Annotated in this window: 22 protein-coding genes; 12 read left to right on the plus strand and 10 right to left on the minus strand. The window is 65.2% G+C overall.

The window, feature by feature from the left end; all coding sequences use genetic code 11:
• Positions 1-6: 6 nt before the first annotated feature.
• From QM590_RS16060 to QM590_RS16070, 3 genes are read right to left on the minus strand one after another with little or no spacing between them, the layout of a single operon-like run.
• Complete coding sequence (locus QM590_RS16060; RefSeq protein ID WP_411567363.1) at positions 7-1,272, minus strand: multidrug effflux MFS transporter; 1,266 nt, start codon at positions 1,270-1,272, stop codon at positions 7-9.
• Between the two features lie 60 nt (positions 1,273-1,332).
• Positions 1,333-2,277, minus strand: a complete 945-nt coding sequence (locus QM590_RS16065; protein WP_269595672.1) for an aldo/keto reductase — start codon at positions 2,275-2,277, stop codon at positions 1,333-1,335.
• Positions 2,278-2,329: 52 nt separating this feature from the next.
• The gene (locus QM590_RS16070) at positions 2,330-3,262 is read right to left on the minus strand and encodes a DNA-3-methyladenine glycosylase family protein (RefSeq protein WP_149406850.1); all 933 of its coding nucleotides are present in this window, start codon (positions 3,260-3,262) and stop codon (positions 2,330-2,332) included.
• 177 nt (positions 3,263-3,439) lie between these two features.
• On the opposite strand from QM590_RS16070, the gene QM590_RS16075 reads away from it, so the two are divergent.
• From QM590_RS16075 to QM590_RS16090, 4 genes are all read left to right on the plus strand, one after another.
• Complete coding sequence (locus tag QM590_RS16075) at positions 3,440-4,633, plus strand: MFS transporter (RefSeq protein ID WP_269595673.1); 1,194 nt, start codon at positions 3,440-3,442, stop codon at positions 4,631-4,633.
• Positions 4,634-4,753: 120 nt separating this feature from the next.
• The gene (locus QM590_RS16080; RefSeq protein ID WP_269595674.1) at positions 4,754-5,296 is read left to right on the plus strand and encodes a ribonuclease H family protein; all 543 of its coding nucleotides are present in this window, start codon (positions 4,754-4,756) and stop codon (positions 5,294-5,296) included.
• A 171-nt stretch (positions 5,297-5,467) separates the two neighbouring features.
• Positions 5,468-6,877 (plus strand): hemolysin family protein, encoded by a 1,410-nt coding sequence (locus tag QM590_RS16085; RefSeq protein ID WP_269595675.1) that lies wholly within the window; start codon positions 5,468-5,470, stop codon positions 6,875-6,877.
• Positions 6,874-7,929, plus strand: coding sequence for a hemolysin family protein (locus QM590_RS16090; RefSeq protein WP_269595676.1), 1,056 nt, complete (start codon positions 6,874-6,876; stop codon positions 7,927-7,929). The genes QM590_RS16085 and QM590_RS16090 overlap by 4 nt, the downstream gene beginning before the upstream one ends.
• Here the strand turns inward: QM590_RS16090 and QM590_RS16095 are convergent.
• Together QM590_RS16095 and QM590_RS16100 are read right to left on the minus strand one after the other, a co-directional pair.
• Complete coding sequence (locus QM590_RS16095) at positions 7,897-8,784, minus strand: pirin family protein (protein ID WP_269595677.1); 888 nt, start codon at positions 8,782-8,784, stop codon at positions 7,897-7,899. The genes QM590_RS16090 and QM590_RS16095 overlap by 33 nt on opposite strands.
• Positions 8,781-9,152 carry a hypothetical protein gene (locus QM590_RS16100; RefSeq protein WP_149406855.1) on the minus strand — a complete coding sequence of 124 codons (372 nt, stop codon included), beginning with the start codon at positions 9,150-9,152 and terminating at the stop codon, positions 8,781-8,783. The genes QM590_RS16095 and QM590_RS16100 overlap by 4 nt, the downstream gene beginning before the upstream one ends.
• A 540-nt stretch (positions 9,153-9,692) precedes the next feature.
• Between QM590_RS16100 and QM590_RS16105 the strand changes: the two genes are divergently transcribed.
• Positions 9,693-10,724, plus strand: a complete 1,032-nt coding sequence (locus QM590_RS16105) for a GGDEF domain-containing protein (protein WP_269595678.1) — start codon at positions 9,693-9,695, stop codon at positions 10,722-10,724.
• On the opposite strand, the gene zapE is transcribed toward QM590_RS16105, so the two are convergent.
• Positions 10,669-11,595 (minus strand): cell division protein ZapE, encoded by a 927-nt coding sequence (gene zapE / locus QM590_RS16110; protein ID WP_269595679.1) that lies wholly within the window; start codon positions 11,593-11,595, stop codon positions 10,669-10,671. The genes QM590_RS16105 and zapE overlap by 56 nt on opposite strands.
• A gap of 59 nt (positions 11,596-11,654) precedes the next feature.
• On the opposite strand from zapE, the gene QM590_RS16115 reads away from it, so the two are divergent.
• Both QM590_RS16115 and QM590_RS16120 read left to right on the plus strand, forming a co-directional pair.
• The gene (locus QM590_RS16115) at positions 11,655-12,215 is read left to right on the plus strand and encodes a TetR/AcrR family transcriptional regulator (protein ID WP_269595680.1); all 561 of its coding nucleotides are present in this window, start codon (positions 11,655-11,657) and stop codon (positions 12,213-12,215) included.
• Positions 12,216-12,226: 11 nt separating this feature from the next.
• On the plus strand, positions 12,227-13,270 hold the full coding sequence (locus tag QM590_RS16120; RefSeq protein WP_269595681.1) for a glycerophosphodiester phosphodiesterase family protein: 1,044 nt from the start codon (positions 12,227-12,229) through the stop codon (positions 13,268-13,270).
• Positions 13,271-13,280: 10 nt separating this feature from the next.
• Here the strand turns inward: QM590_RS16120 and QM590_RS16125 are convergent, their stop codons facing one another.
• Positions 13,281-14,168 (minus strand): oxidoreductase, encoded by an 888-nt coding sequence (locus tag QM590_RS16125; RefSeq protein WP_269595682.1) that lies wholly within the window; start codon positions 14,166-14,168, stop codon positions 13,281-13,283.
• Positions 14,169-14,203: 35 nt separating this feature from the next.
• Here QM590_RS16125 and QM590_RS16130 point away from each other — a divergent pair, with 35 nt between their 5' ends.
• The 5 genes from QM590_RS16130 to QM590_RS16150 all read left to right on the plus strand — a co-directional run bounded on the left by QM590_RS16130 (position 14,204) and on the right by QM590_RS16150 (position 20,532).
• Positions 14,204-14,413 carry a helix-hairpin-helix domain-containing protein gene (locus QM590_RS16130; protein ID WP_269595683.1) on the plus strand — a complete coding sequence of 70 codons (210 nt, stop codon included), beginning with the start codon at positions 14,204-14,206 and terminating at the stop codon, positions 14,411-14,413.
• A gap of 211 nt (positions 14,414-14,624) precedes the next feature.
• Positions 14,625-15,407 (plus strand): putative protein N(5)-glutamine methyltransferase, encoded by a 783-nt coding sequence (locus tag QM590_RS16135; RefSeq protein WP_269595684.1) that lies wholly within the window; start codon positions 14,625-14,627, stop codon positions 15,405-15,407.
• 46 nt (positions 15,408-15,453) lie between these two features.
• Positions 15,454-16,155: a type 1 glutamine amidotransferase domain-containing protein gene (locus QM590_RS16140; RefSeq protein WP_094669513.1), complete on the plus strand. Its 702-nt coding sequence runs from the start codon at positions 15,454-15,456 to the stop codon at positions 16,153-16,155.
• A 108-nt stretch (positions 16,156-16,263) separates the two neighbouring features.
• The gene (lon, locus tag QM590_RS16145; RefSeq protein ID WP_269595685.1) at positions 16,264-18,579 is read left to right on the plus strand and encodes an endopeptidase La; all 2,316 of its coding nucleotides are present in this window, start codon (positions 16,264-16,266) and stop codon (positions 18,577-18,579) included.
• Between the two features lie 87 nt (positions 18,580-18,666).
• On the plus strand, positions 18,667-20,532 hold the full coding sequence (locus tag QM590_RS16150) for an ABC transporter ATP-binding protein (protein WP_269595686.1): 1,866 nt from the start codon (positions 18,667-18,669) through the stop codon (positions 20,530-20,532).
• On the opposite strand, the gene QM590_RS16155 is transcribed toward QM590_RS16150, so the two are convergent.
• From QM590_RS16155 to QM590_RS16165, 3 genes are all read right to left on the minus strand, one after another.
• On the minus strand, positions 20,529-21,518 hold the full coding sequence (locus QM590_RS16155) for an ABC transporter substrate-binding protein (protein WP_269595687.1): 990 nt from the start codon (positions 21,516-21,518) through the stop codon (positions 20,529-20,531). The genes QM590_RS16150 and QM590_RS16155 overlap by 4 nt on opposite strands.
• An 85-nt stretch (positions 21,519-21,603) precedes the next feature.
• Positions 21,604-22,818: a lipase family protein gene (locus QM590_RS16160; RefSeq protein WP_269595688.1), complete on the minus strand. Its 1,215-nt coding sequence runs from the start codon at positions 22,816-22,818 to the stop codon at positions 21,604-21,606.
• 226 nt (positions 22,819-23,044) lie between these two features.
• Positions 23,045-25,315 carry an ATP-dependent DNA ligase gene (locus tag QM590_RS16165; protein ID WP_269595689.1) on the minus strand — a complete coding sequence of 757 codons (2,271 nt, stop codon included), beginning with the start codon at positions 25,313-25,315 and terminating at the stop codon, positions 23,045-23,047.
• Between the last annotated feature and the right edge of the window lie 39 nt (positions 25,316-25,354).

A 25,354-nucleotide genomic window follows, 5' to 3' on the forward strand; every position in this document is an offset into this window, starting at 1 on the left:
CCGTGCTCATCGGTGGGAAGACGAGCGCGCGGTGATGACGCCCAGCGCGATCAGCGCTGCAGCAGAGGTGGCGACCATCGTGGTGGCCACGGCGATCGCGTCGTTTCCGAGCACGCCGACGATCGGCGCGACGATGGCACCGAGTCCGAACTGAGCTGCTCCGAGGAGGGCAGCGGCACCGCCTGCGGCCTCACCGTGCCTGGACAGAGCGAGCGCGGGCGCGTTGGGCATCACGAATCCGACGGCCCCGAGCACGAACCACAGTGGGACGACGAAGCCGGCCATGCCGCCGACCCCGGTGATCGCGAGGACCGTCATGACGGCACCCGCGAACACGGCGAAGGACAGCGCTGTCAGCACGATTTGCACCGGTGCGAAGCGTCCGAGCAGAAGGACGTTGAGCTGGGAAGCGCCGATGAGGGAGATGGCACCGGCGGCGAAGACGATGGCGAACTGCTGCTCGTCGAGGCCGAACTCCTCCTGCAGGACGAACGACGACCCGGCGATGTAGGCGAACAGCGAGGCCATCGCCAGTGCGGCGACGAGGACGAGAACGACGAACTGGGCGTCCCGCAGCAGTGAACGGTAGGTGCGCATTACCGGCATGACGCCGCTGGCGCGGCGACGCTCGGGTGGCAGCGTCTCGCGGAGCGAGACGATGGCAAGAGTCATCAGAGCAACACCCATGATCGCCAGCGCCGCGAACACGAGACGCCATGATCCGACCAGCAGCACGGCACCGCCCAGCGACGGAGCCAGCACGGGAGCGACGCCCATGACCAGCATCAGGCGGGACAGGACGGTCGCGGCGGCACGGCCACTGAACAGGTCGCGCACGATGGCCATCGCGACCACGGCTGCGGCCGCAGCACCCAGACCCTGTACGACGCGAAGGCCGCCGAGAACAGCGATGTTGGGAGCCACGATGCACGCCACGGAGGCCAGGATGTGCACTCCGGTGCCGACGATGAGGGGCAGCCGTCGACCGACGATGTCCGACAGCGGGCCGATGATCAGCTGACCGAGGGCAAGACCGACCAGGGTGCCTGCGAGGGTGAGCTGCACGGCGGACGAGGACGTGTTCAGGTCGTCGGCGATCGCCGGAAGAGCCGGCAGATACATGTCGATGGTCAAGGGGCCGAGCGCGATGAGCGCGCCGAGCACCAGGATTACCCGCAGGCGTTCCTTGGAGGTCGGCTCGGGGGACGTCTTCGTTGCCGATGCTTCGGCTACGGCTGTCTCGGTTGCTGACGTGTTCGGTGCTTGGGCCACCCGAGGTTCAGCAACCGGGGTACTCGTTCTGTTCCCGTTGCTGACTACAACTTTCGTGTTCTAGGCCACGGCGTCGGACAGTACGGTCAGCTTCTCGACTTCCTGGCTGGTCAGAGCCAACGCCGGCGCGTCGAGCAGGGCCGGTAGCTGAGATACCTTGCTTGCACTCGCGATCGGCGCGGTGACTCCCGGTCGGGCCAGCAGCCAGGCCAGCGCGACGCTCGAGATCTCTGCCGAACGGGATTCGGCGATCTCGCGCAGGCCCTGCACCACATCCAGACCGGCATCGGAGAAGTACCCGGTGGTCAGACGTTCGCGCTGCTTGCCGGCCAAGTCCTCGCGGGTGCGGTACTTGCCCGTCAGGAACCCGGCGGCGAGGGAGAAGTACGGGAACACACCGAGGTCGTTCTCGACGGCCAGATGCTGCAGTTCACCCTCATATTCGCGGCGGGCAACCAGGTTGTAGTGCGGCTGCAGTGCGATCGGTGGAGCGAAACCGTTCTCCCTTGTCAGTTCCAGCCACTCGCGAACGCGTGCAGGCGAGTAGTTCGAGATGGCGACGTGCCGGACCTTGCCTGCTTCGACCAACCCGTCGAACGCGGCGAGGGACTCCACGAGTGGGGTCTTCTCGTCGTCGTAGTGCGCGTAGTAGACGTCGATGTGGTCGGTCTGCAACCGGCTCAGCGACGCGTCGGCGGCAGCTTGGATGTTTTCCGGAGCCAACCCGCGGAACTCGGGATGCTGGCTTACCTTGGTGGCGATGACGACGTCGTCCCGGTTTCCGCGGGCTCTGGTCCAGTTGCCGATGATGGTTTCGGATTCCCCGCCGGAGTTGCCGTCGGCGAATGCCGAGTACGAATCCGCGGTGTCGACGAAGTTGCCTCCGCCCGCGGTGAACGCATCGAGAATCTCGAAGGACGCAGCCTCGTCGCTGGTCCAGCCGAAGGTGTTCCCGCCGAGGGCGAGCGGAAAGATGTCGAGATCGGAACGGCCGATGGCAACCACGGACAAACCCCTTACGTTGGCGTACAACTCGACTGTACGAGCAGTCCGGGGCTCAATGCCAGGTGTGGTCCACCAGAGCGGTTCGCGGACCGAACTTGGGCTTGGTGGCCTTGCCGCTCAGGTACAGCAGCCGAATCGCGCGATGTCGATGCGGGGCCAGAGGCTGCAGATACTCGACCATCTCCGCGTCGTCGATCGGTCTACCCAGCAGAGACCAGCCCACCACCGACGCCAGGTGGTAGTCGCCCACCGACAATGCGTCGGGATCCCCGAGGGCGCGTTGCGCGGTCTCGGCCGCCGTCCAGACACCGACGCCCGGGATGGCTCGCAGCCTGCGCGCAGCGTCCTCGGGCGTCATTCCCGACGCCTCCTCCAGGCGTCCGGCCGCGCAGGCAGCGCGGACGATGGTCTTGGACCGGGCCGGATCGACGTTGGCTCGGTGGTAGTCCCACGACGGAATGCGGCGCCACACGTCGGGTGTCGGGAAGACGAACATCGGCTTCGGCGTCGGACCCGGTGCCTTCTCGCCGAACTTGCTCACCAGGTACCGCCACGATCCGAATGCCGAAATTCCGTGTACGCGTTGTTCGATGATCGCGGGAATCAGGGCCTCGAGTACCAGTCCGGTTCGGCCCAAACGCAGGTGCGGTAGCTGCCGATGGGCTTCCCGGAGAATCGGGTGCTCCGGTGCGAAGGTGCCGGCGTCGTCGTCCAGCCCCAGCAGAGCGGGCGCCGCGTCCAACAGTTCGGGTGCGCCGGGGCCCCAGGCTCGAACCTGCGCGCTCGTCGGCGACACCTGTGTCAGGCGGTAGGTCACCGGGCCCGAGCTCATCCTCGACGTGCGCCAGATCCCGCCGTCCGGCGTCGACTCGTAGGTGGGATCACCGCCGCCACGGCGCAACGGCGACACCGACATCCGGACGTCGATGCGCTGCTCGGACGTGACAAGGCGCGCGATCCCGTCGGTACCGGCGTCATCGGGCATCGGTTCGTCACCTCCGAACGGTCGTGGCCATGCGGACCGAGTGGGTCCCCGTCAGGGCGTCGGTCGACACTGTTGCAACGTCGACGGCAAGATACATAGTGCCTCGCGGAGCGCAGGAGTGCCGCACGGACTCTCTCGCCGCCTCTGGCCAGGTCTACAGTGTCAGGAGGATTTTTCGTGGCTCGATCGAGTGCCGCATCGTTCGTCGGAGTCGCGTACGCGTTCGTCGTGGCGATGATGGGTACGACCATGCCGACCCCGCTCTACGCGTTGTACGAGGTCGAGTTCGGGTTCTCCGTATTCGTCGTCACGCTGGTGTTCGCGGCGTACGCGGTCGGTGTACTCGCAGCCCTGCTGGCTTTCGGGCGGTGGTCGGATTCGCTCGGTCGTCGTCCGATGCTGTTGGCGGGCATCGGGTTCGGTCTGATCAGTGCCGTGGTGTTCGTGACCGCGGGCTCGCTCACGGCGCTGGTGATCGGGCGGGTGCTGTCCGGATTGTCGGCTGGAATTTTCGTCGGAACCGCGACGGTGACCCTGATCGAACTGGTGCCGGACAAGTGGCGGGACCGTGCCCCGGCGATCGCCACGGCGGCCAATATCGGCGGCCTCGGCCTGGGTCCGCTGGTGGCCGGGTTGCTGGCCGAATACCTTCCGCAACCGCTACGCCTGACCTTCTTCATCGACATCGGCCTGCTCGCCGTGGCCGCTCTGGCGGTGTTTCTCGCTCCCGAAACCGTTCGGGTCGCAGCGGGGGCGCGCCCGCAGATGCAACGACTGTCGGTTCCGGCGGACGTCCGTGGCACTTTCCTGCGCGCGTCGATCGGTGGTTTCGCCGGCTTCGCGGTGCTCGGCCTGTTCACCGCGGTATCACCGGGATTCATCGCGGGGGTGCTGCAGATCGACAACCATGCCGTCACCGGCGTCGTGGTGTTCGCGGTTTTCGCGGCATCCGCGTCCGCGCAGATCCTGCTGGGCCGGGCCGATCCGACGTCTGCGCAGCGCTGGGGTTGCCTCGTTCTGACGATCGGGCTGGTGGTCCTGGCGCTGTCGCTGTTACTGACGTCGCTGCCGGTCCTGGTGATCGCGGCGCTGCTGTGCGGCGTCGGGCAGGGCGTGACGTTCAGCAACGGTATGGCGGCCGTCGCCGCTGGGCTTCCGCCGGAACGTCGAGCAGAAGTGACCTCGACGTTCTTCGTGGTGCTGTACGTCGCCATCTCGTTGCCGGTCATCGGGGCCGGGGCTGCGGCGAACGAATGGGGATTGGTGACTGCGGGGCTGGTGTTCTCCGCGCTCGTCGCATCGCTCGCGGTGGTGGCGTTCGTGCTGCTCACCCTCGACGGCAGGAAGGCCAGGGAGTCCCACTACGCCTGACCCGGTTGGCAGTGCGCCGGAATCGAATTCGCACTGCCGCGCAGTCGAGTGCCAAGTACCTCGGTGTTCGTGCGCGAGTCACCCGGAGTTTGTCGGTGCCCCGAAGTAGGGTCTGAGACCGTGATCATCGTGAGTACGGACGGCTCGTGTCTGCGTAACCCCGGCGGAGCAATCGGGTGGGCGTGGGTCAACCACACGGGGCCGAGCAACTCCGGCGGTGAGCCCTCGGGCACCAACCAGGTTGCCGAGCTCAGGGCCCTGCTGGAGGCGGTTCTGGCGCACCCGGGCCCCGAGCCGCTGTTGATCGAATCCGACTCGCAGTACGCGATCAAGTGCGCGTCGGAATGGCTCGCGGGCTGGAAGCGCAAGGGCTGGAAAACAGCGGGCGGTACTCCGGTGCGCAACCTGGAGCTGGTGCAGAGCATCGAGCGAGCCATCACCGAACGTGAGGGTCCGGTCCGGTTCCGGTGGGTCCGCGGGCACGTCGGCAATCACTTCAACGAAGCGGCCGACGCCTTGGCCGGTGAGGCCGCGCGCGCCGTGGCCGCCGCCGGTACGCCGGCACCGGTAGCGACAACACCGGCTCCGGTAGCTGCTGCCCCTGCCTCTCAGGCACCGGTGACACGGTCCACGTCCGACGACGCGGTCCCGACACTGTTCTGATCGGGCATCCCGCCCGGACGTGAGAATTGGACAACGGCAGCCGGTAGAATCTGGACATTCCACTCGAATCGGATTCTCTGACACCGGAGGCGTCGAGCGCACTGTGCACTCACCAGATTTCTTTCGGCCACCCGTGGCCGCTGCTCCGGCCGTTCGTTCTCGCGTGATCGCATGGTGATCACCGCGCTACTTTCCTTGCTCCTCGGCTTCGTGCTCACCGCGGCGATCATCGCGGCCAACGGGTACTTCGTCGCCCAGGAGTTCGCTTACATGTCCGTCGACCGGGCGACGCTGCGTACCGGTGCCGAGAAGGGCGACGCTTCGGCCGAGCGGGCACTGAAGGTCACCAAGCGCACGTCGTTCATGCTGTCGGGCGCGCAGCTGGGCATCACCGTCACCGGTCTGATGGTCGGATACGTGGCCGAGCCGTTCATCGGAGAATCGCTGGGCGAGCTGCTCAGCAGTGCCGGAGTGCCCATCGCGGTGGGCATTTCCATCGGCACGGTTGGCGCTCTCGCGCTCGCGACCGTCGTGCAGATGATCTTCGGCGAGCTGTATCCGAAGAATCTCGCCATCGCCAGTCCCGATCCGCTGTCCCGACGCCTTGCCCGCTCGACGCTCATCTACCTGGCCGCCTTCGGTTGGCTGATCACCTTCTTCGACAAATCCTCCAACGCGATGTTGCGTCTGCTGCGAGTCGAGCCGGTGCACGACGTGGACAGCAGCGCCACCGCGAAGGATCTGGAGAGCATCATCGAAGACTCCCGTGCGAGCGGGGATCTGACCGAGGACCTCTCGTTGCTGCTCGATCGCATCCTGGACTTTCCCGAGCGCGATGTCGCACACGCGATGATTCCCCGTACTCGGGTGGATGCGGTCACGCCCACCACTGCCATCGGTGAGATGCGGGCGCGGATGGTGCGTGCGCACACCCGGTATCCGGTGATCGGCGACCGTGAGGAGCCGATCGGTGTGGTGCAGCTGGCCGAGGTGATGGCCGCTGCGCCCGACGACACGCGGCCGGTCACCGAGATCATGCGGGCACCGCTGATCGTGCCGGAGCTCATGCCACTCGAGGATGCCCTGGAGTTGTTGTCCAGCACCAAGAACGAACTGGCGTGCGTCATCGACGAGTACGGCGGATTCGCCGGGGTGCTCACCATCGAGGATCTCGCCGAGGAATTGGTCGGCGAGATCACCGACGAGCACGACGACGAGGACATCGCAGGCGTGCACGATCAGGAAGACGGAGTGTGGCTCATGGACGGCGACGTCCACGTCGACGAGGTCGAACGCACCATCGGTCGCGACATGCTGTTGCCGCGAGGCGATTACGAGACGCTCGCCGGCCTGCTCATCGCGGAGGGCGGGAATCTGCCCGAGGTCGGAGACACCGTTCGTATCGATCTCGCGGTGTTCGGAGCCGATCTGATGGAAGACGAACCGCCGCGTCCGTCCCTGGAAGTCGAGGTGCTCGAGGTGGACCGGCACGTGCCGAGTGAGCTGAGAATCAGACTGCACGAGAACTCGCCGGACGGCAGCGAGGCGTCGTCGGAGTCGGACGAGGACGCAGACCGATGAACGCGTGGGTCGTCGTCGCGGTGACGGTACTGCTCATCGCGCTGAGTGCGTTCTTCGTCGTCATCGAGTTCGCGCTGCTCGGTGCCCGTAGGCATCGACTGGAGGAGAAGGCAGGCACGAGCCGATCGGTGCGGGCCGCGCTGCGCGGAATGAACGAGTTGACGATCATGCTGGCAGGCGCGCAGCTCGGCATCACTGCCTGCACCTTCGCCCTCGGTGCCGTCACCAAGCCTGCCGTCGATTCCTGGCTGGGCCCGGTGTTCACCTCGTGGGGGGTTCCGGGATGGTTGGCCGGAACCGCCGCGTTCGCGCTGTCGCTGTTGCTCGTGACGTTCCTGCATCTGGTGATCGGTGAGATGGCCCCGAAATCCTGGGCCATCGCACACCCCGAACTCGCTGCCACCATCATCGGGTTGCCGTCTCGGGCGTTCATCCGCCCCTTCCGGCTGTTCCTGGTGTGGGTCAACAAGATCGCCAACACGCTCGTCCAACGGTCGGGAGTGGAGCCGGTCGAGAACGCTGCGGTCGGCGGCCGCGACGCCGAGACCATCCGCAACCTCGTCGAGTACTCGTCGCAGGTCGGCGTATTGGAACCGGAACTGCAAACCCAGATCACCCGGGTGATCGAACTCGAGACGCTGACCGTCGAGAAGATCACGGTGCCCGATTCCAAGGCGACGTCGGTTCCGCACGACGCCTCGGTGTCCGACGTGCAGGCAGCGGCGCTGCGGTCCGGTCACCTGCGGGTACTGCTCACCGACAGCGCAGGCGCGACGCCCGGTGTCGTGCACGTGCGCGACACGTTGCTGGCAGCCGCCGAGGAGCCCGCCGCCGACTACGCACGGGAGGCCTACTCGGTCGACGGATCGACACCGGTGTACGAGTTGCTGCGGCAGATGCGCAACCGCAGCGTCCAGCTCGCGGTTGTCGAGACCGACGGACAGTTCCTCGGCATCGTCACGCTCACCGACGTCATCAAACGGGTACTGCCCACGGCTCGTGCTGCACAGCAGGACAATTCAGCCGCGCGGTTGCATCCGACTGTTGGGTAGCGCAGGTGCGTGCAGTCGAGATCCCGGATAGCCCTCGACGGTGCCGAACTGCTCGCTGCCGCGCTCGTAGGCGGCCCGATACTCGACGACGTCCTCGTGGCTGCGGCCGACGAAGTTCCACCACATGACGATCTGCTCCCCGAACGGCGGTCCACCGAGCAGCAGCATCCGCACCGGCTCTCGGGTCGGATTGTGCAGATCGAGCGTCGAATCGCCCGGTTCGCGGTAGCCGAGATCGGCTGCGGCGAGGACGGTCTCGTCCAGCGTCACGGTGCCCTGATCGACGATGACGCCGTGCTCGAACGTCGGGTCGACGTCGAGGGTGACGCGGGCTCCGGCGTCGAGCACGATCTCGACTCCGAGGAGTGGGGTGAACGTGGCCACCGGCGAGGTCTCGCCGAGCAGTGAGCCGAGAAATACCCGTGCGGTCAGCCCCTGGCTCGTGTGAGTCCGCGGCACGTAATGCTCGAAAGCCGGCTCGGTTAAACGAGATCGGGCTGGAAGTGCCACCCACAGTTGCATGCCGTGCAGAATTTCGGTCTCCGGGGTGGAGGTCTCGGAGTGACTGATGCCGTAGCCGGCCGTCATCAGGTTCAGCTCTCCGGGCCGCACCATGGCATGTGATCCGACGCTGTCGCGATGCTCGATCTCGCCGGAGAACAGCCAGCTGACGGTCTGGAGTCCGGTGTGCGGATGCGGCGGCACGTCCATCGACGAGGCGTCGGGGCCGTAGTGGTCGGCGAAGCACCACGCGCCGATCAGTGAACGCTGTCGCTGGGGGAGCGTGCGCCGGACCTTCAAGGCGCGAGGACCGCCGAGGGGAACCTCGCGTGGGGTGAGAATCTCGATGGTCATACGTGCAACGCGGTTCCGCGGAGCAGCCGCACGTCGTAGGACTCGGCCGCACCGTGCACCTCGGTCGATCCACCGTGGACCGTGTACAGCACCGCATACGAGGTGAAGGTGGCCGGTTGGCCGTCGTCGGAGTCGATGGTGACGCGTGGCAGTACGACCAGCAGGTGGGTCCGGTTGCCGTCCGACAGATTTTCGACGACGGTGCGAACCTCGAAACCCAGGTCGGATCGAGTGACATCGGTGGACTCGAGCGTCTGTCCGCTCAGAACGAGTTGTGCCGCCCAGACGCCGGCGGATCGATGGGCATCGAGGGTCCCGGTGATGTCGTCGCCGGTGAAATCGTAGTGATTCGCTGCTGTGAAAGGCATGGTCACAGGCTATGCCTCGGGTCGACGAAAAACTTCGAAAGAATTTCTCATCCGGTACCCATCCGCCTTGCGAGGTGCTGCGAATGTCCAATGAGACACCCGCTACTGCTGTCGCCCCCGACCGCCGTCAGTAGTGGGTGTCTCCCTTTGTGTGTGGAGCACCGACGTCCACACCGGTTGGGCACGCGACCGTCGAGCGCTACGCAGGCTGGGCGAGACCGGATCAGGAGATTTCGGGCGAGCCGAAACGATGATCGGTACGCTTTCGCACCTGGGCAGTTCGTTTCACAAGGGAGCCACATGCACGAAGACTCTCGATTGCCCGCATCGCGCCACGGCGAGCGAACGAATGCGTCCCTACGACCACGTTCGGGGCGGATACACGGCGAGACACGTAGCCGCCACCGCAAACGATCGACCATCATCTCGTCGCCGAGATCGATCTCGAGCATCACCGTTCCACCGCTCGGACCGCAACCCAGTGCAGCTCAGGTCATCCGCCATTGGTTCGCTGCTCCGCACGATTTCGACTGGATTTTCGTGCACAAGTCGACTCGTCCGCTGCACCGATTGATCCGAGTCGTGTTCGCGAGCTGTGTGGCTCTGTACGCCGCCGTGTCGATGCTGATGCTGGCCTCACCGAACGGGCCGACCGGATCGGGTCCGGTTGCCTACGTGATCTTCATCCTGGTTCTGCAGTGCGCCGCCATCGTGTATCTGCTGTTCGGGCCGCTGCCGGACCGCAAGTGGCAGGTGGTGACTTTCCTGGTATTCGGCGATGTCGGTCTGGCGTCGGTGATTCTTCTCGATGTACCCACGTCGGCGCTGATCGGCACGTTCCTCTTCGCGCTGACAGGGTCGATGTGCACCTTCTTTCTCGGACCGAGGCTGCTCGTAGCGCACCTCGTGTTCGCCAATCTGGTGATCGTCTACATCGGGGCGGCCGCGTACATACAGGGATTGTGGGGTCCGTGGGATGCGATCGCCGCAGTCCTCGTCGCCGGAGGTGCGACGTCGGGTGTCCCGATCTTCGCCCAGATCGCCTGGTCGTTGGTGTGCGAGGATGCACGGCAATCCGAGATCGATCCGCTGACACGGATGAAGAACAGGCGCGGACTGCAGAACGCCATCGAGGATCTGTGGTCGGTCGCTCGCGGCGAGCGGTTGGCATTCGTTCTCGTTCTGGTCGACATCGATCGGTTCAAGAGCGTCAACGATCGCTACGGACACGATCAGGGTGATGCCGTCATCGTCCTCGTTGCCGACCGTCTCCACGGTCACCTCGGGAAGTCGGGCGTGGTGGCGAGAACCGGGGGCGAGGAGTTCGTGGCCGTCCTCGTCGGCGAGTCAGAACAACTGTGTGAACTGGTACTCGAGGTGAGTGGCACTCTGACGGACTGCTCGGATCCGATACCGGTGACAGTGAGCGCAGGCGCAATCGTGATCGCTCCCGATTCCGACGCGTGGACATCAGGGGTCGACGTGGTCAACGACGTCACACGCGCGGCGGACTCCCTCATGTACCGGGCGAAGGCGAACGGCGGAAATCGAACGGTGCTCGAGTCGATGTAGGGCCCAACTCACTGAGCCTGCTGACCAATCGGTCGGTGTCGAGACCCGAACATCCGACGGCGAATTCATCCAGCGGGACGAGGGCGTGGAAGTCGACCCGCACATCACGGTCGTAGGCGACGTCCACGAGATTCGCGAACCGCTGAGCGGCGAACTCGTCGACAGTCGACAGTGGGGGCACCTCGGTGACGGTCAAGCTGGTTGTTTCCTCGAACAGCCGAAGGTAATCGCCCGTCGAGCGAGCGGCGCAGCACAGATCGGCAAACGTGCGCCCGCCGATGCCAGCCTCGAGGATCCAACTTCCCGACGCGAATCGCGACTCACTGGTGCCGGCTGCGCGGTAATCGACGGGACCGTCGACACAGATCACCTCGAGATTCCTCTTCAGCTTCTCGATCGTCGGAACGAAGGTCGGGTGGTACAGCGGATTGGGCAGCAGGTCGTCGGGGGCGTAGTTGGAGGTGACGACCAGAGCGACCCCGCGGGCGAAGAGGGCGTCGAGCAAGCGCGTGATGAGCCGGGCGTCGCCGATGTCGTGGACGTGGAACTCGTCGAAGCACAGCAGTTCGGCCTGCAGTCCGGTGTCGTCCGTCGAGAGGACGTCGTCGATGGCAGCGTCGATCGAGAACCCGTGACGGAAGTACGCAGCGTGCAGGTCGCGAAAGAAGCTGTGGAAGTGGACGCGCTTCTTCGCTGCGGTCTCGGCCCCGGCGAAGTAGGCGTCGAGCAGCCAGGTCTTGCCGCGGCCGACCGGACCCCACAGGTAGACGCCGACGGCACCGGGGGTCGAGAGCGCGTCGGCGGCTGCGGCTTGGGCGTCGTCGAGGGTGAAGTCGGCTTCGAACGTGTCTCGCGGTGCGCTCGCCCTCATGACCGAACCGTACGCCGCGATCCTCTACTTTTATAGAGTGGGTGTGTAGGGTCACGATCATGGATCGCCGAACCGCCATCGCAGATGCGGCGCTCGAAGTCATCGCCCGCGACGGCCTGCGCGCACTGACGCATCGGGCGATCGATTCGGCGCTGGACTACCCGGCAGGGTCGACGTCCTACTACTTTCGCACCAAGTCCGATCTGTTGGCTGCAGTGGCGGCCCGCCTCGTCGAGCGTTCGCACGCGTCGTTCATGGAAACAGCCGACGACGAGAGCGATGTCGCCACGGTCGTGGCGCGCTATCTCCACGATGCGCTCACTCATCGAATGATCGAGCTTCGGGCCCGCTACGCTTTGATGCTCGATCCTGCTGTTGCGCAGGATGTTCGGGATGTGCTGGCTGGATCGTTCTTCTCGCTCGACAGGGCGCGGGAGCTGTTCGACGAGCCGGCTCATGGAGGCGGCCTGGTCTCGCTCTGTGAGGGCTTGATCGCCGACGTGGTGTTCGGCCGTCGCACTTCGAAAGATGTTGCGACGCTGCGAATACCGATCTCCGTCTACCCGCAGGGTACCGGGAGTTCACTGCGAGGGACCCGGGTGGACACCGACCCTCCGTAGTCTCGTCGAGCATGCGATTCGGTCGATTCCTGCCTCTGGTGTGCGTTCACCTCGCGGTGTTGACGGGGTGCGGAACGGACCCGGCAGCGGACCCGACCCCACTAGGCTCGTTCGATCTGCAGGCGCACCGCGGCGGACTCGGCTTGGTCACCGAGAGCACCATCGAATCGTTCACCAACGCACTGCAACTCGGGGTGAGCACCCTCGAATTGGATACTCAGATCACCGAGGACGGCATAGCGATCGTCACCCACGACCGCAAGGTCTCGGACAGCAAGTGCGTCGATGCCGGTGCGCTCACACCGGGGGACCCCGAGTTTCCGTACGTCGGGAAGTTCGTGAACACACTGACACTCGCGCAGATTCGCACCCTCGACTGCGGAGCCCTACCTCTCACGGACTACCCGGAGCAACGACGCGTGCCCGGCGCTCGAATGCCGACCCTCACCGAGGTGTTGGATCTTGTGAAGTCGGCCGAAGCGCCGGATGTGAAGCTGAACGTCGAAACCAAGGTCGAGGCGGGAAGCCCAACCGAAACTGCTCCGCGCGAGCAGTTCGTCGACACGGTTCTGGCGACCATCCGCGACGCAGACATGCTGGACCGGGTCACCGTGCAGAGCTTCGACTGGGGCGCACTGAAACTGGTCCGCGACGCCGAACCCGAGGTGCCGGTGGTGGCACTGACCAACGGTGACTTCCTGCAGGTGGGCCAGGACGGTGCGTCGCCGTGGCTGGGCGGAATCGACGTCGACGATTTCGGAGGAGATGCGATTGCCGCGATCGATTCGTTCGGAGCGTCGGCGTACTCGCCCGTGCAGGGGACCCCGCAGAGCGGGAAGGTCGGCGACCCCGACTTCGAGCTCTACGTCACCCAGGACATGGTGGACTCCGCGCACGAGCGCGGAATACGAGTGATCCCGTGGACCGTCGACGATCCCGACACCATGCGCGCGCTGATGGATCTAGGCGTCGACGGCCTGATCACCGATTACCCCGACCGATTGCGCACCGTCATGAGCGAGCGCGGACTGGCATTGCCCGCGCCCGCCCTGTGACGATTCCCCGTCAGAACGGGTAGCCGACTCCGGTCAACTTCTCGCTGGCGTCCCACAGCTTCGCAGCAAGTGCGGGGTCCTGTGCGGTCTTGGTCATGCTCGCCGGGCCCGGCTTACCGCGCGTCTCGAACAAGGACTTGGGGCCGCTGTACGTGCCGCCACCCGCAACGTCGATCGCGTAGAGCGTGGGACGTGCTCCGGCACTGGCGGATTGCGAAAAGAACTTCAGTCCGATCGGAGCCAGAGTGGACAGTATCTTGTTGCTGCCCAGACCGTCTGGGCTCGAGTACAGCTCGGTGGCCGAGATTCCGGGGTGGGCGGCGTTGCTGGTGACCTTCAGTCCGGCCTTGTCGATCCGGCGCTGGAGTTCGAGCGCGAACAGGATGTTCGCGAGCTTGGAGTTCGCGTACCCACGCTGGGGGTTGTACCCGCGTTCGAGCTGGAGATTGTCGAAATCGAGCTTGGGGCCCTGCCGGTGCGCGACGGAAGCGATGGTGGTGATCTTCGCGTCCGCAGCGAGCTTGGGAAACAGCAGGCCGGTCAGGGCGAAGTGGCCGAGGTGATTGGTACCGAGCTGGAGCTCGAACCCGTCCGCCGTCTCGGTTCGCAACGCGGGCATCATGACGCCGGCGTTGTTGATCAGCACGTCGATCGACTCCGGTGCCGACGCGGCGTACTCACGAACCGAGGCCAGGTCGGCGAGATTCAGGGTGGCGGTGTCGACGGTTCCGTTGGGTGCCTCCGCCGAAATTTTGGCAGCGGCGGCATCGGCCTTGTCCTTGTTGCGGCACGCGAGCGTCACGTGGTCGCCTCGCTTCGCCAACTCCAAGGCGGTGTAGTAGCCGATACCGGTGTTCGCACCGGTGATGACAACGCGTCTCTGCTTGGTTTCGGGCACGCCGCCAGGCTACCGGTCTGTTTTAGACTTTGCCCGTGAGCAGAGCAGAAGCCGACGAACATGCGGAGTTTCCGAAGGGCACCGGAAATCCCGCGTCTCGGGCACTCCGCGCGGCCGGATACCGGTGCCTGGACGATCTCGCCGGGGTGCCCGCGGCCGAGCTAGAGACACTGCACGGTGTCGGTCCGAAATCGCTGGCAGTCATCCAGGCAGCACTGGAGCAGACCGGTCGATCGCTGGGTTGAATGCCCCGAGCCTCAGACCCAGTGACTCGGACGCGTCAGCGCCGACCTGCCGGTTCTGCCTCGAAACTTCATCGTCGTGCGTGCCTGCCAGGGCCGAGCAGATCCGATGGGCCGTGGATTCCACGTTTATCGGACTCTCCTCTCCTGCGACATACCGGGCTACAGTGTTTCTACGAAGCAGCTGGGCGCACGGCATTTCAGGAGGCCGTCCATGGCCGAACTCGAGTACGACGCGGTGGTGACCTCGCTGCGTGCTGCCGGGTGTGTATTCGCCGAGGAGGAAGCCGAGATCCTCGCCGAGTCCGCGTCCACTCCGACCCAGCTACAAGAGATGCTCACACGCCGCGTCGCCGGCGAACCGCTCGAGCACGTTGTCGGGTGGGTGTGGTTCTGTGGTCGACGCATCGCCGTCGAACCGGGCGTGTTCGTTCCGCGACGCCGCACCGAGTTTCTCGTCGAATGTGCTGCAGCGCTGCGTCCTTCGGTGTTGCTGGACCTGTGCTGCGGTTCCGGGGCGATAGGTCTGTCGGTCGAGGGTCTCACCGAATTGCACGCCGCCGATATCGACGCCGCGGCGGTCGCGTGTGCCAGGCGCAACCTCGATGCAGGCGGGGGCGCGGTGCCGGTCGGTCACGTGCACCGCGGTGACCTGTACGACGCACTGCCGCCGGAACTGCACGGCAGATTCGACGCGATCGTCGTCAACGCTCCCTACGTCCCGACCGGCGACATCGGGCTGATGCCACGTGAGGCGCGCATCCACGAGCCGCACATCGCGCTCGACGGCGGTACGGACGGTGCCGGGATTCATCGCCGCGTTGCCGTCGACGCGCCGCTCTGGCTGGCCCCCGGCGGGCATCTCCTCGTCGAAACCAGTGCAGCACTGATGCATTCGACGCTGCAGACCGTGGTCGAGGCCGGATTCGCAGCCAGTATCCGCAAGTCCGAGATGTTCGACGCCGTCGTGGTGATCGGTTCGATGGGCGAGCAGTGATCGACCGGGTGTTTCGATCGTGGGTCTTCGTGGCATTCCCCGGGGCATGACTACATTGCTGTTTGCGGTAACCGCTGCCGATCACTGGACCTTGAACGACGGAAGCAAGCACCCCACCGGATACTGGGCCGAGGAGCTCGTCGAGTCCCATCGCACGTTCGTCGACGCAGGCTGGGACATCACGGTCGCCACGCCGGGCGGCAAGGCTCCGGTCGTCGACCAGGGCAGCCTCGCGGTCGACGCCAACGGCGGCGACGAAGAGAAGGTGGCGGATCAGAAGAGCTACCTCGCCTCTATCGAGTCGATCCTGTCCTCGCCTGCAAAGCTCGAGGAGCAGAAGGCGTCGGACTTCGACGTCGTCTTCGTTCCCGGCGGTCACGGACCGATGGAAGACCTCGCCGTCTCCGAGAGCTTCGGTGCACTGGTTGTCGACTTCCTCGACTCGAACAAGGTGGTGTCCGCGGTGTGCCACGCACCGGCCGCTCTTCTTCCTGCCGTCCGCAGTGACGGAACCTGGGCGTTCGACGGCTACGAGCTCACCGGATTCACCGATGAGGAGGAGACCCAGGCCGGTCTCGCCGAGAAGGCCCCGTGGCTGCTCGAGACCCGGCTGCGCGAGAACGGCGCGAAGTTCGATTCCGCCGATGCGTGGGCACCGAACGTCGTCGTCGACCGCAACCTGTACACGGGTCAGAACCCGGCGTCGACGCGTCCTCTCGCCGAGAAGCTGGTCAGCGCGCTGAAGTAGCAGGTCTGGACGGTCGGCGTTCTGCCCACGGAGAACAGTGGACACCGAAGGGAACATCACTACTGCTTTCGAAGTTGAGCCCCAATAGCTCAATCTTTTGGAGGAGAAGTGACCGAAACCGTTCGTGTCCCCGTGCTTTTTCTGACCGACCCGATCGTCCTGCCCGGAATGGTGGTGCCCGTCGAGCTCGACGAGGCTGCGCGCGCCGCCGTCGACGCGGCGAAGGCGAGCAACGATGACACGTTGCTCGTCGCGCCGCGTCTCGAAGACCGCTATGCCGCGTACGGCGTCCTCGCCACGATCGTGCAGATGGGACGCCTGGCCGACGGCCGTCCGGCCGCGGTCATCAAGGCCGGCCGCCGCGCCCACATAGGCCACGGCGTCAGCGGACCCGGCGCTGCCCTCTGGGTGGAAGCCGAACCCGTACCGGACGAGGCCGCAGGCGATGACCTCAAAGCCCTTGCTGCCGAATACAAGCAGCTCGTCGTGGCGATGTTGCAACGTCGCGACGCATGGCAGGTGATCGACTCGGTCAACAAGCTCACCGACCCGGGCGCGATCGCCGATACCGCCGGCTACGCGTCGTATCTCACCGACGTGCAGAAGCGGGACCTTCTCGAAACACCGGACGTGGCAACGCGTCTGACCTCCCTCATCGAGTGGACCAGGGCCCATCTCGCCGAGGTCGAGGTCAACGACAAGATCTCCGGCGATGTCCGCGAGGGCATGGAGAAGACCCAGAAAGAATTCCTGCTCCGGCAGCAGTTGGCGGCCATCCGCAAGGAACTCGGTGAGGACGAGCCCGACGGTGCCGACGACTACCGCGGCCGTGTCGAGGCTGCGGACCTGCCCGAGAAGGTGCGCGAGCAGGCGCTGCGTGAGGTCGGCAAACTGGAGCGGGCCAGCGACCAGAGCCCCGAGTCGGGTTGGATCCGCACGTGGCTCGACACCGTGCTCGACCTGCCGTGGAACAACACGACCACCGATAACAACGACATCGATTCTGCGCGTGCGGTTCTCGACGCCGACCACCACGGACTCGACGACGTGAAGGATCGGATCGTCGAGTACCTGGCCGTTCGGGCGCGTCGCTCCGAACGTGGTCTGCAGTCGGTCGGTGGGCGTGGGTCCGGTGCCGTCATGGTGCTCGCGGGCCCGCCCGGAGTCGGCAAGACCTCGCTCGGTGAGTCGGTGGCCCGTGCGCTCGGTCGGAAGTTCGTGCGCGTCGCCCTCGGTGGTGTCCGCGACGGGGCCGAGATCCGCGGGCACCGTCGTACGTACGTCGGTGCGTTGCCGGGCCGGATCGTGCGGGCCATCGGTGAGGCGGGATCGATGAATCCCGTTGTCCTGCTGGACGAGATCGACAAGGTCGGCTCGGACTATCGCGGCGACCCCAGCGCCGCTCTGCTCGAGGTGCTGGACCCGGCGCAGAATCACACGTTCCGTGATCACTACCTCGATCTGGATCTCGACCTGTCCGACGTGGTGTTCCTCGCCACCGCCAACGTGATCGACCAGATTCCCGGCCCGTTGCTCGACCGGATGGAACTGGTGACCATCGACGGCTACACCGAGGACGACAAGGTCGTCATCGCCCGCAACTACCTGCTCCCTCGTCAGATGGACAGGGCGGCAATCACATCCGAGGAGGTGACGGTCACCGACGCCGCGCTGCGCACGATCGCGGCCGAGTACACCCGCGAGCCGGGAGTGCGCCAGCTCGAACGCCTGCTGGCCAAGGCGCTGCGCAAGGTCGCGACGAAGTTGGTGGGCACCACCGAGGTTCTGTCCATCGACGAGCCGGACCTGGTGACCTACCTCGGTCGTCCGCGCTTCACTCTCGAGGCGCACGAGCGCACCGAAGTGCCGGGTGTGGCAACGGGTCTGGCGGTCACCGGACTCGGCGGCGATGTGCTGTTCATCGAGGCTGCGTCGACCGAAGGCGATCCGGGTCTCAAGCTCACCGGTCAACTCGGCGACGTGATGAAGGAGTCCGCGCAGATCGCACTGTCCTACGTGCGCTCGCACGCAGCACGATTCGGCGTCACGCAGGAATCTCTCGACCGCAGCATCCACGTGCACGTTCCGGCGGGCGCGGTGCCGAAGGACGGTCCGTCGGCGGGTGTGACGATGGTGACGGCCCTGGTGTCGATGGCCACCGGACGGCCGGTGCGCTCGGATGTCGGCATGACCGGTGAGGTCACGCTGAACGGTCGGGTGCTGCCGATCGGTGGGGTGAAGCAGAAGTTGCTGGCTGCGCAGCGTGCGGGCCTGACGACGGTGTTCATACCGGCGCGCAACGAACCGGATCTGGACGATGTGCCCGCAGAGGTGTTGGAGGCGTTGGATGTTCGCCCGATGACCGAAGTCGCCGACATCATCGCGCTCGCCCTGGAGCCGACGGCCGCAACCGTGGCGGCGTGAGTTCGGTGCAGTCGAGGTCGGTAAGGGGATCCGCACTTGACCTCGACCTATGTCGAGGTTCTACGTTGGTGACATGAGGTTGATGACATGAGCATGGAGATGACCGCCTGGAACCAGATGTATCGCACGATGAACAGGCCGGACACTCAGTCGTCGTTCTCTAAGGTGACGGCCCGCAGGATCCTGACGTTCGCTGCGCCGCATCGCCGTGCCCTCGGTGGGTTCCTGGTGCTCAGCGTGGCCCTGGCCGTTCTTGCCGTGGCCACGCCGGTGTTGGCCGGCCGGGTGGTCAACGCCATCGTCGACGGGCGCGAGCTGCGCGTGGTGGTGTGGCTCGCCGTGGCGATCGCGGCCATCGCTCTGGTGGACGCCGTGGTCGGTCTGATCAATCGGTGGCTCTCGTCGAACATCGGGGAGAGCTTGATCCTGGATCTGCGGACCGCGGTGTTCGATCACGTGCAGCGCATGCCGATCGCGTTCTTCACCCGAACCCGCACCGGTGCGCTGGTGAGTCGACTCAACAACGACGTCATCGGAGCGCAACGCGCATTCAGCACCACGCTGTCCGGGGTCGTCAGCAACCTGGTGACGCTGGCGCTGACCCTGGTGGTGATGATCGGGATCTCCTGGCAGATCACGCTTCTGGCATTGATTATGCTTCCGGTGTTCGTGCTTCCCGCTCGCCGGATGGGTCGACGCCTCGCGCGGTTGCAACGTGAAGCGGCAGCGCACAATTCGGCGATGAGTACGCAGATGACCGAACGATTCTCGGCACCGGGAGCAACGCTGGTGAAACTGTTCGGTCATCCCGAACAGGAATCGGTCGAGTTCGCGGTGCGAGCCAAGCGCGTCCGAGACATCGGAGTACGCAGCGCCATGGTGCAGACGGTGTTCGTGACGGCGCTGACTCTCGTCTCGGCACTGGCCCTGGCCGTGGTGTACGGACTGGGCGGCTTCTACGCCCTGCGGGGGACGCTCGACCCGGGTTCGGTTGTTGCGCTGTCTCTTCTGCTGGCTCGCCTGTATTCCCCGCTGACTGCGCTGGCAAGTGCTCGGGTGGAGATCATGAGCGCACTGGTCAGCTTCGAGCGGGTCTTCGAGGTTCTCGATCTGGTTCCACTCATCGCAGACAAGCCGGACGCACGGACTCTGCCGCCGGGGCCGGTGGCCGTCGAGCTCGACGACGTTCGGTTCGCGTACCCGTCTGCGGACAAGGTCTCGCTCGCCTCACTCGAGGAGGTCGCGACTCTGGATTCGCGAGGGGGAGAGGAAGTGCTGCACGGCGTCTCGTTCCGAGCCGAACCCGGCCAGATGGTCGCGCTGGTCGGTACGTCCGGTGCGGGCAAGTCCACGATCGCACAGTTGATCGCACGGCTGTACGACGTCGACGGCGGTGCGGTTCGACTCGGAGGAGTCGACGTGCGAGACCTGACGGCCGAATCCGTCCGCGGCACAGTGGGAATGGTGACCCAGGACGGTCACCTGTTCCACGAGAGCATCCGGTCGAATCTGTTGTTGCCTCGGCCCGAGGCAACCGACGTCGAACTGTGGGATGCGCTGTCGAGGGCGCGGCTGGCCGACCTCGTGCGATCGCTGCCCGGCGGCCTGGACACCGTTGTCGGCGAGCGAGGGTACCGACTCTCCGGTGGTGAGCGTCAGCGCCTGACGATCGCCCGGTTGCTGATCGCGCAGCCACGAGTCGTCATTCTCGACGAGGCAACGGCTTCACTGGATTCGACGTCCGAGGCCGCCGTGCAGGCTGCGTTGGCCGAGGCCTTGGAAGGAAAGACGTCGGTGGTCATCGCGCACCGGCTCTCGACCATCAGGGCAGCCGATGTGATCCTGGTGATCGAGGACGGGCGAGTCGCCGAGCGGGGCACGCACGACGAGCTCCTCGCAGCGGGAGGCCGTTACGAGGAGCTGCATCGGACGCAGTTCGCACAAACCGGCTAAGCGTCCGGGACCACCGTGGACGGGTCGTCGTCGGTCGCCGCTGCGAGCATCGGGGTGAATCCGTCGATGGCGTAGTCCAGGGAGAGCGGACTCGAATATCCCAGGGCCGAGGGCAGATCGGTGCTGAACGAGCCGATGTAGACGGTTCGATCCTGCTCGACGACGTCGAGTGCGGCGATGATCGGGTTGGCCTGCAGTTGCTCGCGGCTCTGGCCGGCGATGACGAGGACGTCGGTGTCGAGTCGGTCGAGATTTTCGGGACTGATGGTCTCGGAGGCGTCGGGAATCTCGAAGCCGAGGTCGGTGAAGAACAGGGCGCGGATGTCGTCCCTGCCGAGCAGCAGGTAGCTGCCGTCGTCCATGACGAACGCGAGAGACAGTGACTTGCCGGTGAACTGAGGATTCTCGGCCTCGGTGTCGGCGAACTTCTGCTCGAGCGTAGACGTCTGGTCCTGTGCTTCCTGCTGCTTGCCGAGTGCTTCGCCGACGACGGCGAACTCCTGCTGCCACGTCGCGGCGGGCACGTTCTCGTAGCCGCCGATGTCGGCGATCGTCGGGGCCATCCCGGAGAGCTGGTCGTACTGGCCCTGGTCGATGAAGGAGTACGGGCCGAGGATCAGGTCGGGTGCCTGCGCGGCGATCTGCTCGAGGTTGAGATCGGTGCTGCCGACCTCGGGAATCTCGGTACCGCCCAACGCTTCCTGGGCCCATGGGCGCTGCCGGTAGTCGTAGCTGAGGTTGCCGCGGGTCGCGACGGGCTTGACGCCCAGTGCGAGGGCGAAGTCCTGCTCGTTGAACCCGATCGTCACGACGCGGGTGGGCTCGGTGTCGATGACCGTCTCACCGAACCGGTGATCGACGGTGACCGGGAATCCGTCGGCGCTCCCGGAGTTACCGGTGGGTTCGGGCTCGTCGGTGGACGAGCAGCCGACGGCCAGCGCCAGAACCGAGGCACCGGTGACGACGAGCTGGACAGACTTCTTCATGGGGTCTCCTCGCAACGGAACTTAGCGAGGTTAGCCTAACCGACCCATCGAAGCGTCGATCACGTGCCGGGGTCGGACGTCCCGATCAGCAGGTGGACGTCGCGGGTACACCTGCGAATCGCTGGTCGATCCATTCGAGTGCCTGCGGAAGACCGAGCACTGCAGCAGTCAGGTGATCGTTGCTGGGCACCTTCACCTCGGTCACCAGTACTCCGGCGCGGCAGTACCGGGCAATCGTGTTGTCGATGGCGCTGACCGGGATCAACGCATCGGAGGGGCTGTGCCACTCGAAATACGGTGCCTTCGGTACGCCGGGGTACAGTTCGACGCTGTTGTCGTTGACGGCGGCGATCGCTTCCGGGCTGCTGATCAGATCCAGCGTGCCAGCGACCTCCATGGCGCTCTTGCCTGCGCCTGCCGCGATGATGTCGTTGGTGCACCCGTTCTGGATCTGGCTCTCGATCTGCTTGCCGAGCGGGTTGAGTTGAGAGCTGATCGGGATGCGGGTGGGGTACTCGCGCTCGATTCCGAGCGCGGCAGCGAACGCCAGACCGAACATGGGGTGCGGGGCGAAACCGAGATCGCGGGCCATGCGCTCGAGGTTCATCGGAGCACCACCGTTCGCGCTGCCGACGATGTTCAGCTCGGGTGCGTAGTCGTTCTGAAGCGCAGCTGCCCATGCGGTGGCCATTCCACCACCGGAGTAGCCGGCCAACGCGACCGGGCTCTGCTGAACCTGGATGGGATCGAAGCGCTGAGTGGCGCGAATGCTGTCCAGCACGATTTGTCCGCCGAGCTTGGCGGCGCCGTAGGCGCTGTTGGGTCCGAGGTGATCGGCGATGACGACGGTCCAGCCGCGCTGCAGTACTGCATTCAGTGCGGGTGCTTCACGAATCTGGAGATTGGGGTCGTTCGTCCACAGCGCTTGTGAAGGTGCACATTCGAGACCGAGAGCATTGATGATGTGTTGGTAGGAAAGCACCGGCCCGTTGGGTGCTTTGTTTTGCGGAACCAACACGGTATTTATTGCGGCGATGGGATCGCCGGCCGAATTTGTGGAGCGGAAATTCAGCTGCCACACGTCGACGCCGAAGAATCCTGGGGGCGGGGGCATCGGGCGGCTCGAGATCACGTCGCCCGGTGCGAGCGCATCGAGATCCACAGGCGGAGAGTAGAAGCCGTCGGCGATAGGCGTCGGATACAACGGCGCTGCAACTGCCTGACCTGCGCCGACGAGTGACGAACACACGACAGCAACCGCCGTCATGCTGACAGCGCCTGCCAACTTGAGAACCCGCATGTGGTAAACCCCTCCGTGCCTGAACCGAAGCGACGAGCGCTGCGGTGATCTGGCAAGCCCCCATAGAGCCGGCCCGCAAACCGTTATAGCTGACGACTCGTGACTTGTTACGCTCCCCCGGAAACGATGTGCGCCACGGTACGCATCCGCTCATTTTATGGCAACCGAACGTTACCTATGCTCGTTTCTTCGGTAGAAATCAAGTAATCGACCGGGAGCATTCTCGTCATTCCTGACGCACCGCCTTCGGTTCCTTGTCCGGGCGCAGACCGCGCCAGCTCGGATGCCGCAGATGGCCGGATTCCGTGGCCTCGTAGAACCGAACCTCGCCGACGAGGACAGGCTCGACCCACACCGCTCCGTTCCGATCGGCCGGGGGCAACACCGAGGAGAAGGGACTGTCCGACGCCTCGAGTGGGGCCAGGAGGGCACCGAGCGTATCGAGCGCACGATCGTCGAACCCGGTTCCGACGCGTCCCACGTAGCGCAGTCGCTCCCCGTCGGGAATGCCCATCAGTAACGAGCCGAACCCGCCGGAACGGCGACCCTGTCCCCGACGCCACCCACCGATGACGATCTCCTGGGTTCGCCAGTTCTTGAACTTGATCCAGGTGTGGGCGCGCTTGCCGGGTTGGTAGACGGAGTCGGTGCGTTTGGCGACGACACCTTCCCAGCCCCGCTCTCTGCTTTCGGCGATGGCATCCGCAGCGGTCCCCGTCAGTCGTGGTGGCACCAGCACGGAGTCGAGTCCGGTGGTGAGAAGTTCGAGCAACCGTCGTCGATCCGAGTACTTCTTGCGCAGCAGTGACGTGCCGTCGAGGTGAAGCAGATCGAACGCGATGAATCGGATCTCGTCACGGGTGGCGTTCTGCAGTTTCTCGAAGCTGCTGACACCGCTGTCGTCGAACACGACGACTTCCCCGTCGACGACGGCGTCGTGCTCGGCAAGGTCGTCGGCGAACGATTGGAGTGCGCCGAATTTCTCGGTGTAGTCGTTGCCGCTTCGCGTGCGTAGCGTCATCGAACCGTGCGTGAGTTCGGCGACGATGCGGAACCCGTCCCACTTGCCTTCGAACGACCACTCGTCGTTCGGAAGATCGCGGATGTCGCCTGCGGTGGCGAGCATCGGTGAGATGTTCTTGGGCTCGGGCTTGTCGGGTGCGTCTTTCATCAGGTGCATCAACCACTGGCTGCCCTTGGTGCGGATCAGTGCGAACCGCCCGCGCGCCTTCTGTCCGTGCAGGACGACGATGACTTCGTCGTCTCGCCACTTCTCGAGTTCGTAGGTTCCGCTGTCCCAGATCGTGACGTCGCCGCCGCCGTACTCGCCCTTGGGTATTCGTCCGGAGAATGTCGCGTATTCGAGCGGGTGGTCCTCGGTGTGTACCGCCAGTCGATTCTGCTTCGGGTCGACCGGGATGTTCTTCGGGACGGCCCACGACACCAGGACGCCGCCGTGTTCGAGTCGGAAGTCGTAGTGCAGTCGTCGGGCATGATGCTCTTGGATGACGAAGGTGTCGTTGTTGCCCTGTGGCTCGGTGGTGGTCGGTATCGGCTCGGGAGTCTTGTCGGCGCTGCGCATGCTGCGGTACTTGACGAGTTTGTCTGTGGTAGCGCTTCTTTCGGGTGCCGAGTCCATGGTGGGGTCCAGTTCTGCCAGTAGATCGCCCAGGTCACGGAATCGCTCGAGCACCTCCTCGAACCGAAGCTGTTGCAGGCCCGTCGCTTCCAGCTCGTCCCACGTGCGTGGTGCTGCGACGGTGGGTAGGGTTCGCCCGCGTAGCGAGTACGGGGCGACCGTCGTCTTCTTGCCGTTGTTCTGGCTCCAGTCGACGAACACTCGACCGGTTCGCTTCGCCTTTGCCATCGTTGCCGTCACCCGATCCGGCGAGCGCTCTTCCAACAAGGTGGCCACACGCTTGGCGACGGTGGAGGCCCCCGCAGTCGACAGCGGTTTCTCCAGCGGGACGTACAGGTGAATTCCCTTGCTGCCGCTGGTGACCGGATACGCAGTCATCCCGATATCGCCGATCAGATCCCGTATCTCGCAGGCGACTTCGGCGCACCGGGCGAGATCCACGTCGTCACCGGGATCGAGGTCGAAGACCATGCGGGTGGCGGGGCCGGGATCGTTGCCGTCGAATCGCCACTGTGGCACATGCGCTTCGATGGCCGCCTGCTGGCCGAGCCACGCGAGATCGGCTGCGGCGGAGAACAGTGGGTAGGTGACGACGCGGTCGGAATGCTGCATCGAACGTCGATCGAGCCAGTCGGGGGCAGACGCAGCGAGGTTCTTCTCGAAGAACGACGACTGGTCGACGCCGTTGGGCCAGCGCTTACGGGTCACGGCTCGGCCGACGAGGTGCGGCAGCATGGCGGGTGCGATGGCGACGTAGTACTCGATGATGTTGCCCTTGGTGGTGCCGGTTTCGGGGAACAGCACTTTGTCGAGGTTGGTGACGGAGACCTTCCGACCCTCGATCTCGAGCGTGGCCATCGTCATAGGTTAACGGCCGCCGTCTGAAGATGCGGGGGA

Origin of the sequence: Rhodococcus sp. IEGM 1372 (assembly GCF_030056835.1) — a bacterium.
Lineage (GTDB): Bacteria > Actinomycetota > Actinomycetes > Mycobacteriales > Mycobacteriaceae > Rhodococcoides.

Bases quoted from the DNA above. Each gene is read 5' to 3' on its own strand.
- QM590_RS16070 (WP_149406850.1), bottom strand. From the start codon at position 3,262: ATGCCCGATGACGCCGGTACCGACGGGATCGCGCGCCTTGTCACGTCC.
- QM590_RS16085 (WP_269595675.1), top strand. From the start codon at position 5,468: ATGGTGATCACCGCGCTACTTTCCTTGCTCCTCGGCTTCGTGCTCACC.
- QM590_RS16090 (WP_269595676.1), top strand. From the start codon at position 6,874: ATGAACGCGTGGGTCGTCGTCGCGGTGACGGTACTGCTCATCGCGCTG.
- QM590_RS16095 (WP_269595677.1), bottom strand. From the start codon at position 8,784: ATGACCATCGAGATTCTCACCCCACGCGAGGTTCCCCTCGGCGGTCCT.
- QM590_RS16100 (WP_149406855.1), bottom strand. From the start codon at position 9,152: ATGCCTTTCACAGCAGCGAATCACTACGATTTCACCGGCGACGACATC.
- zapE (WP_269595679.1), bottom strand. From the start codon at position 11,595: ATGAGGGCGAGCGCACCGCGAGACACGTTCGAAGCCGACTTCACCCTC.
- QM590_RS16115 (WP_269595680.1), top strand. From the start codon at position 11,655: ATGGATCGCCGAACCGCCATCGCAGATGCGGCGCTCGAAGTCATCGCC.
- QM590_RS16120 (WP_269595681.1), top strand. From the start codon at position 12,227: ATGCGATTCGGTCGATTCCTGCCTCTGGTGTGCGTTCACCTCGCGGTG.
- QM590_RS16135 (WP_269595684.1), top strand. From the start codon at position 14,625: ATGGCCGAACTCGAGTACGACGCGGTGGTGACCTCGCTGCGTGCTGCC.
- QM590_RS16140 (WP_094669513.1), top strand. From the start codon at position 15,454: ATGACTACATTGCTGTTTGCGGTAACCGCTGCCGATCACTGGACCTTG.
- QM590_RS16150 (WP_269595686.1), top strand. From the start codon at position 18,667: ATGAGCATGGAGATGACCGCCTGGAACCAGATGTATCGCACGATGAAC.
- QM590_RS16155 (WP_269595687.1), bottom strand. From the start codon at position 21,518: ATGAAGAAGTCTGTCCAGCTCGTCGTCACCGGTGCCTCGGTTCTGGCG.
- QM590_RS16160 (WP_269595688.1), bottom strand. From the start codon at position 22,818: ATGCGGGTTCTCAAGTTGGCAGGCGCTGTCAGCATGACGGCGGTTGCT.
- QM590_RS16165 (WP_269595689.1), bottom strand. From the start codon at position 25,315: ATGGCCACGCTCGAGATCGAGGGTCGGAAGGTCTCCGTCACCAACCTC.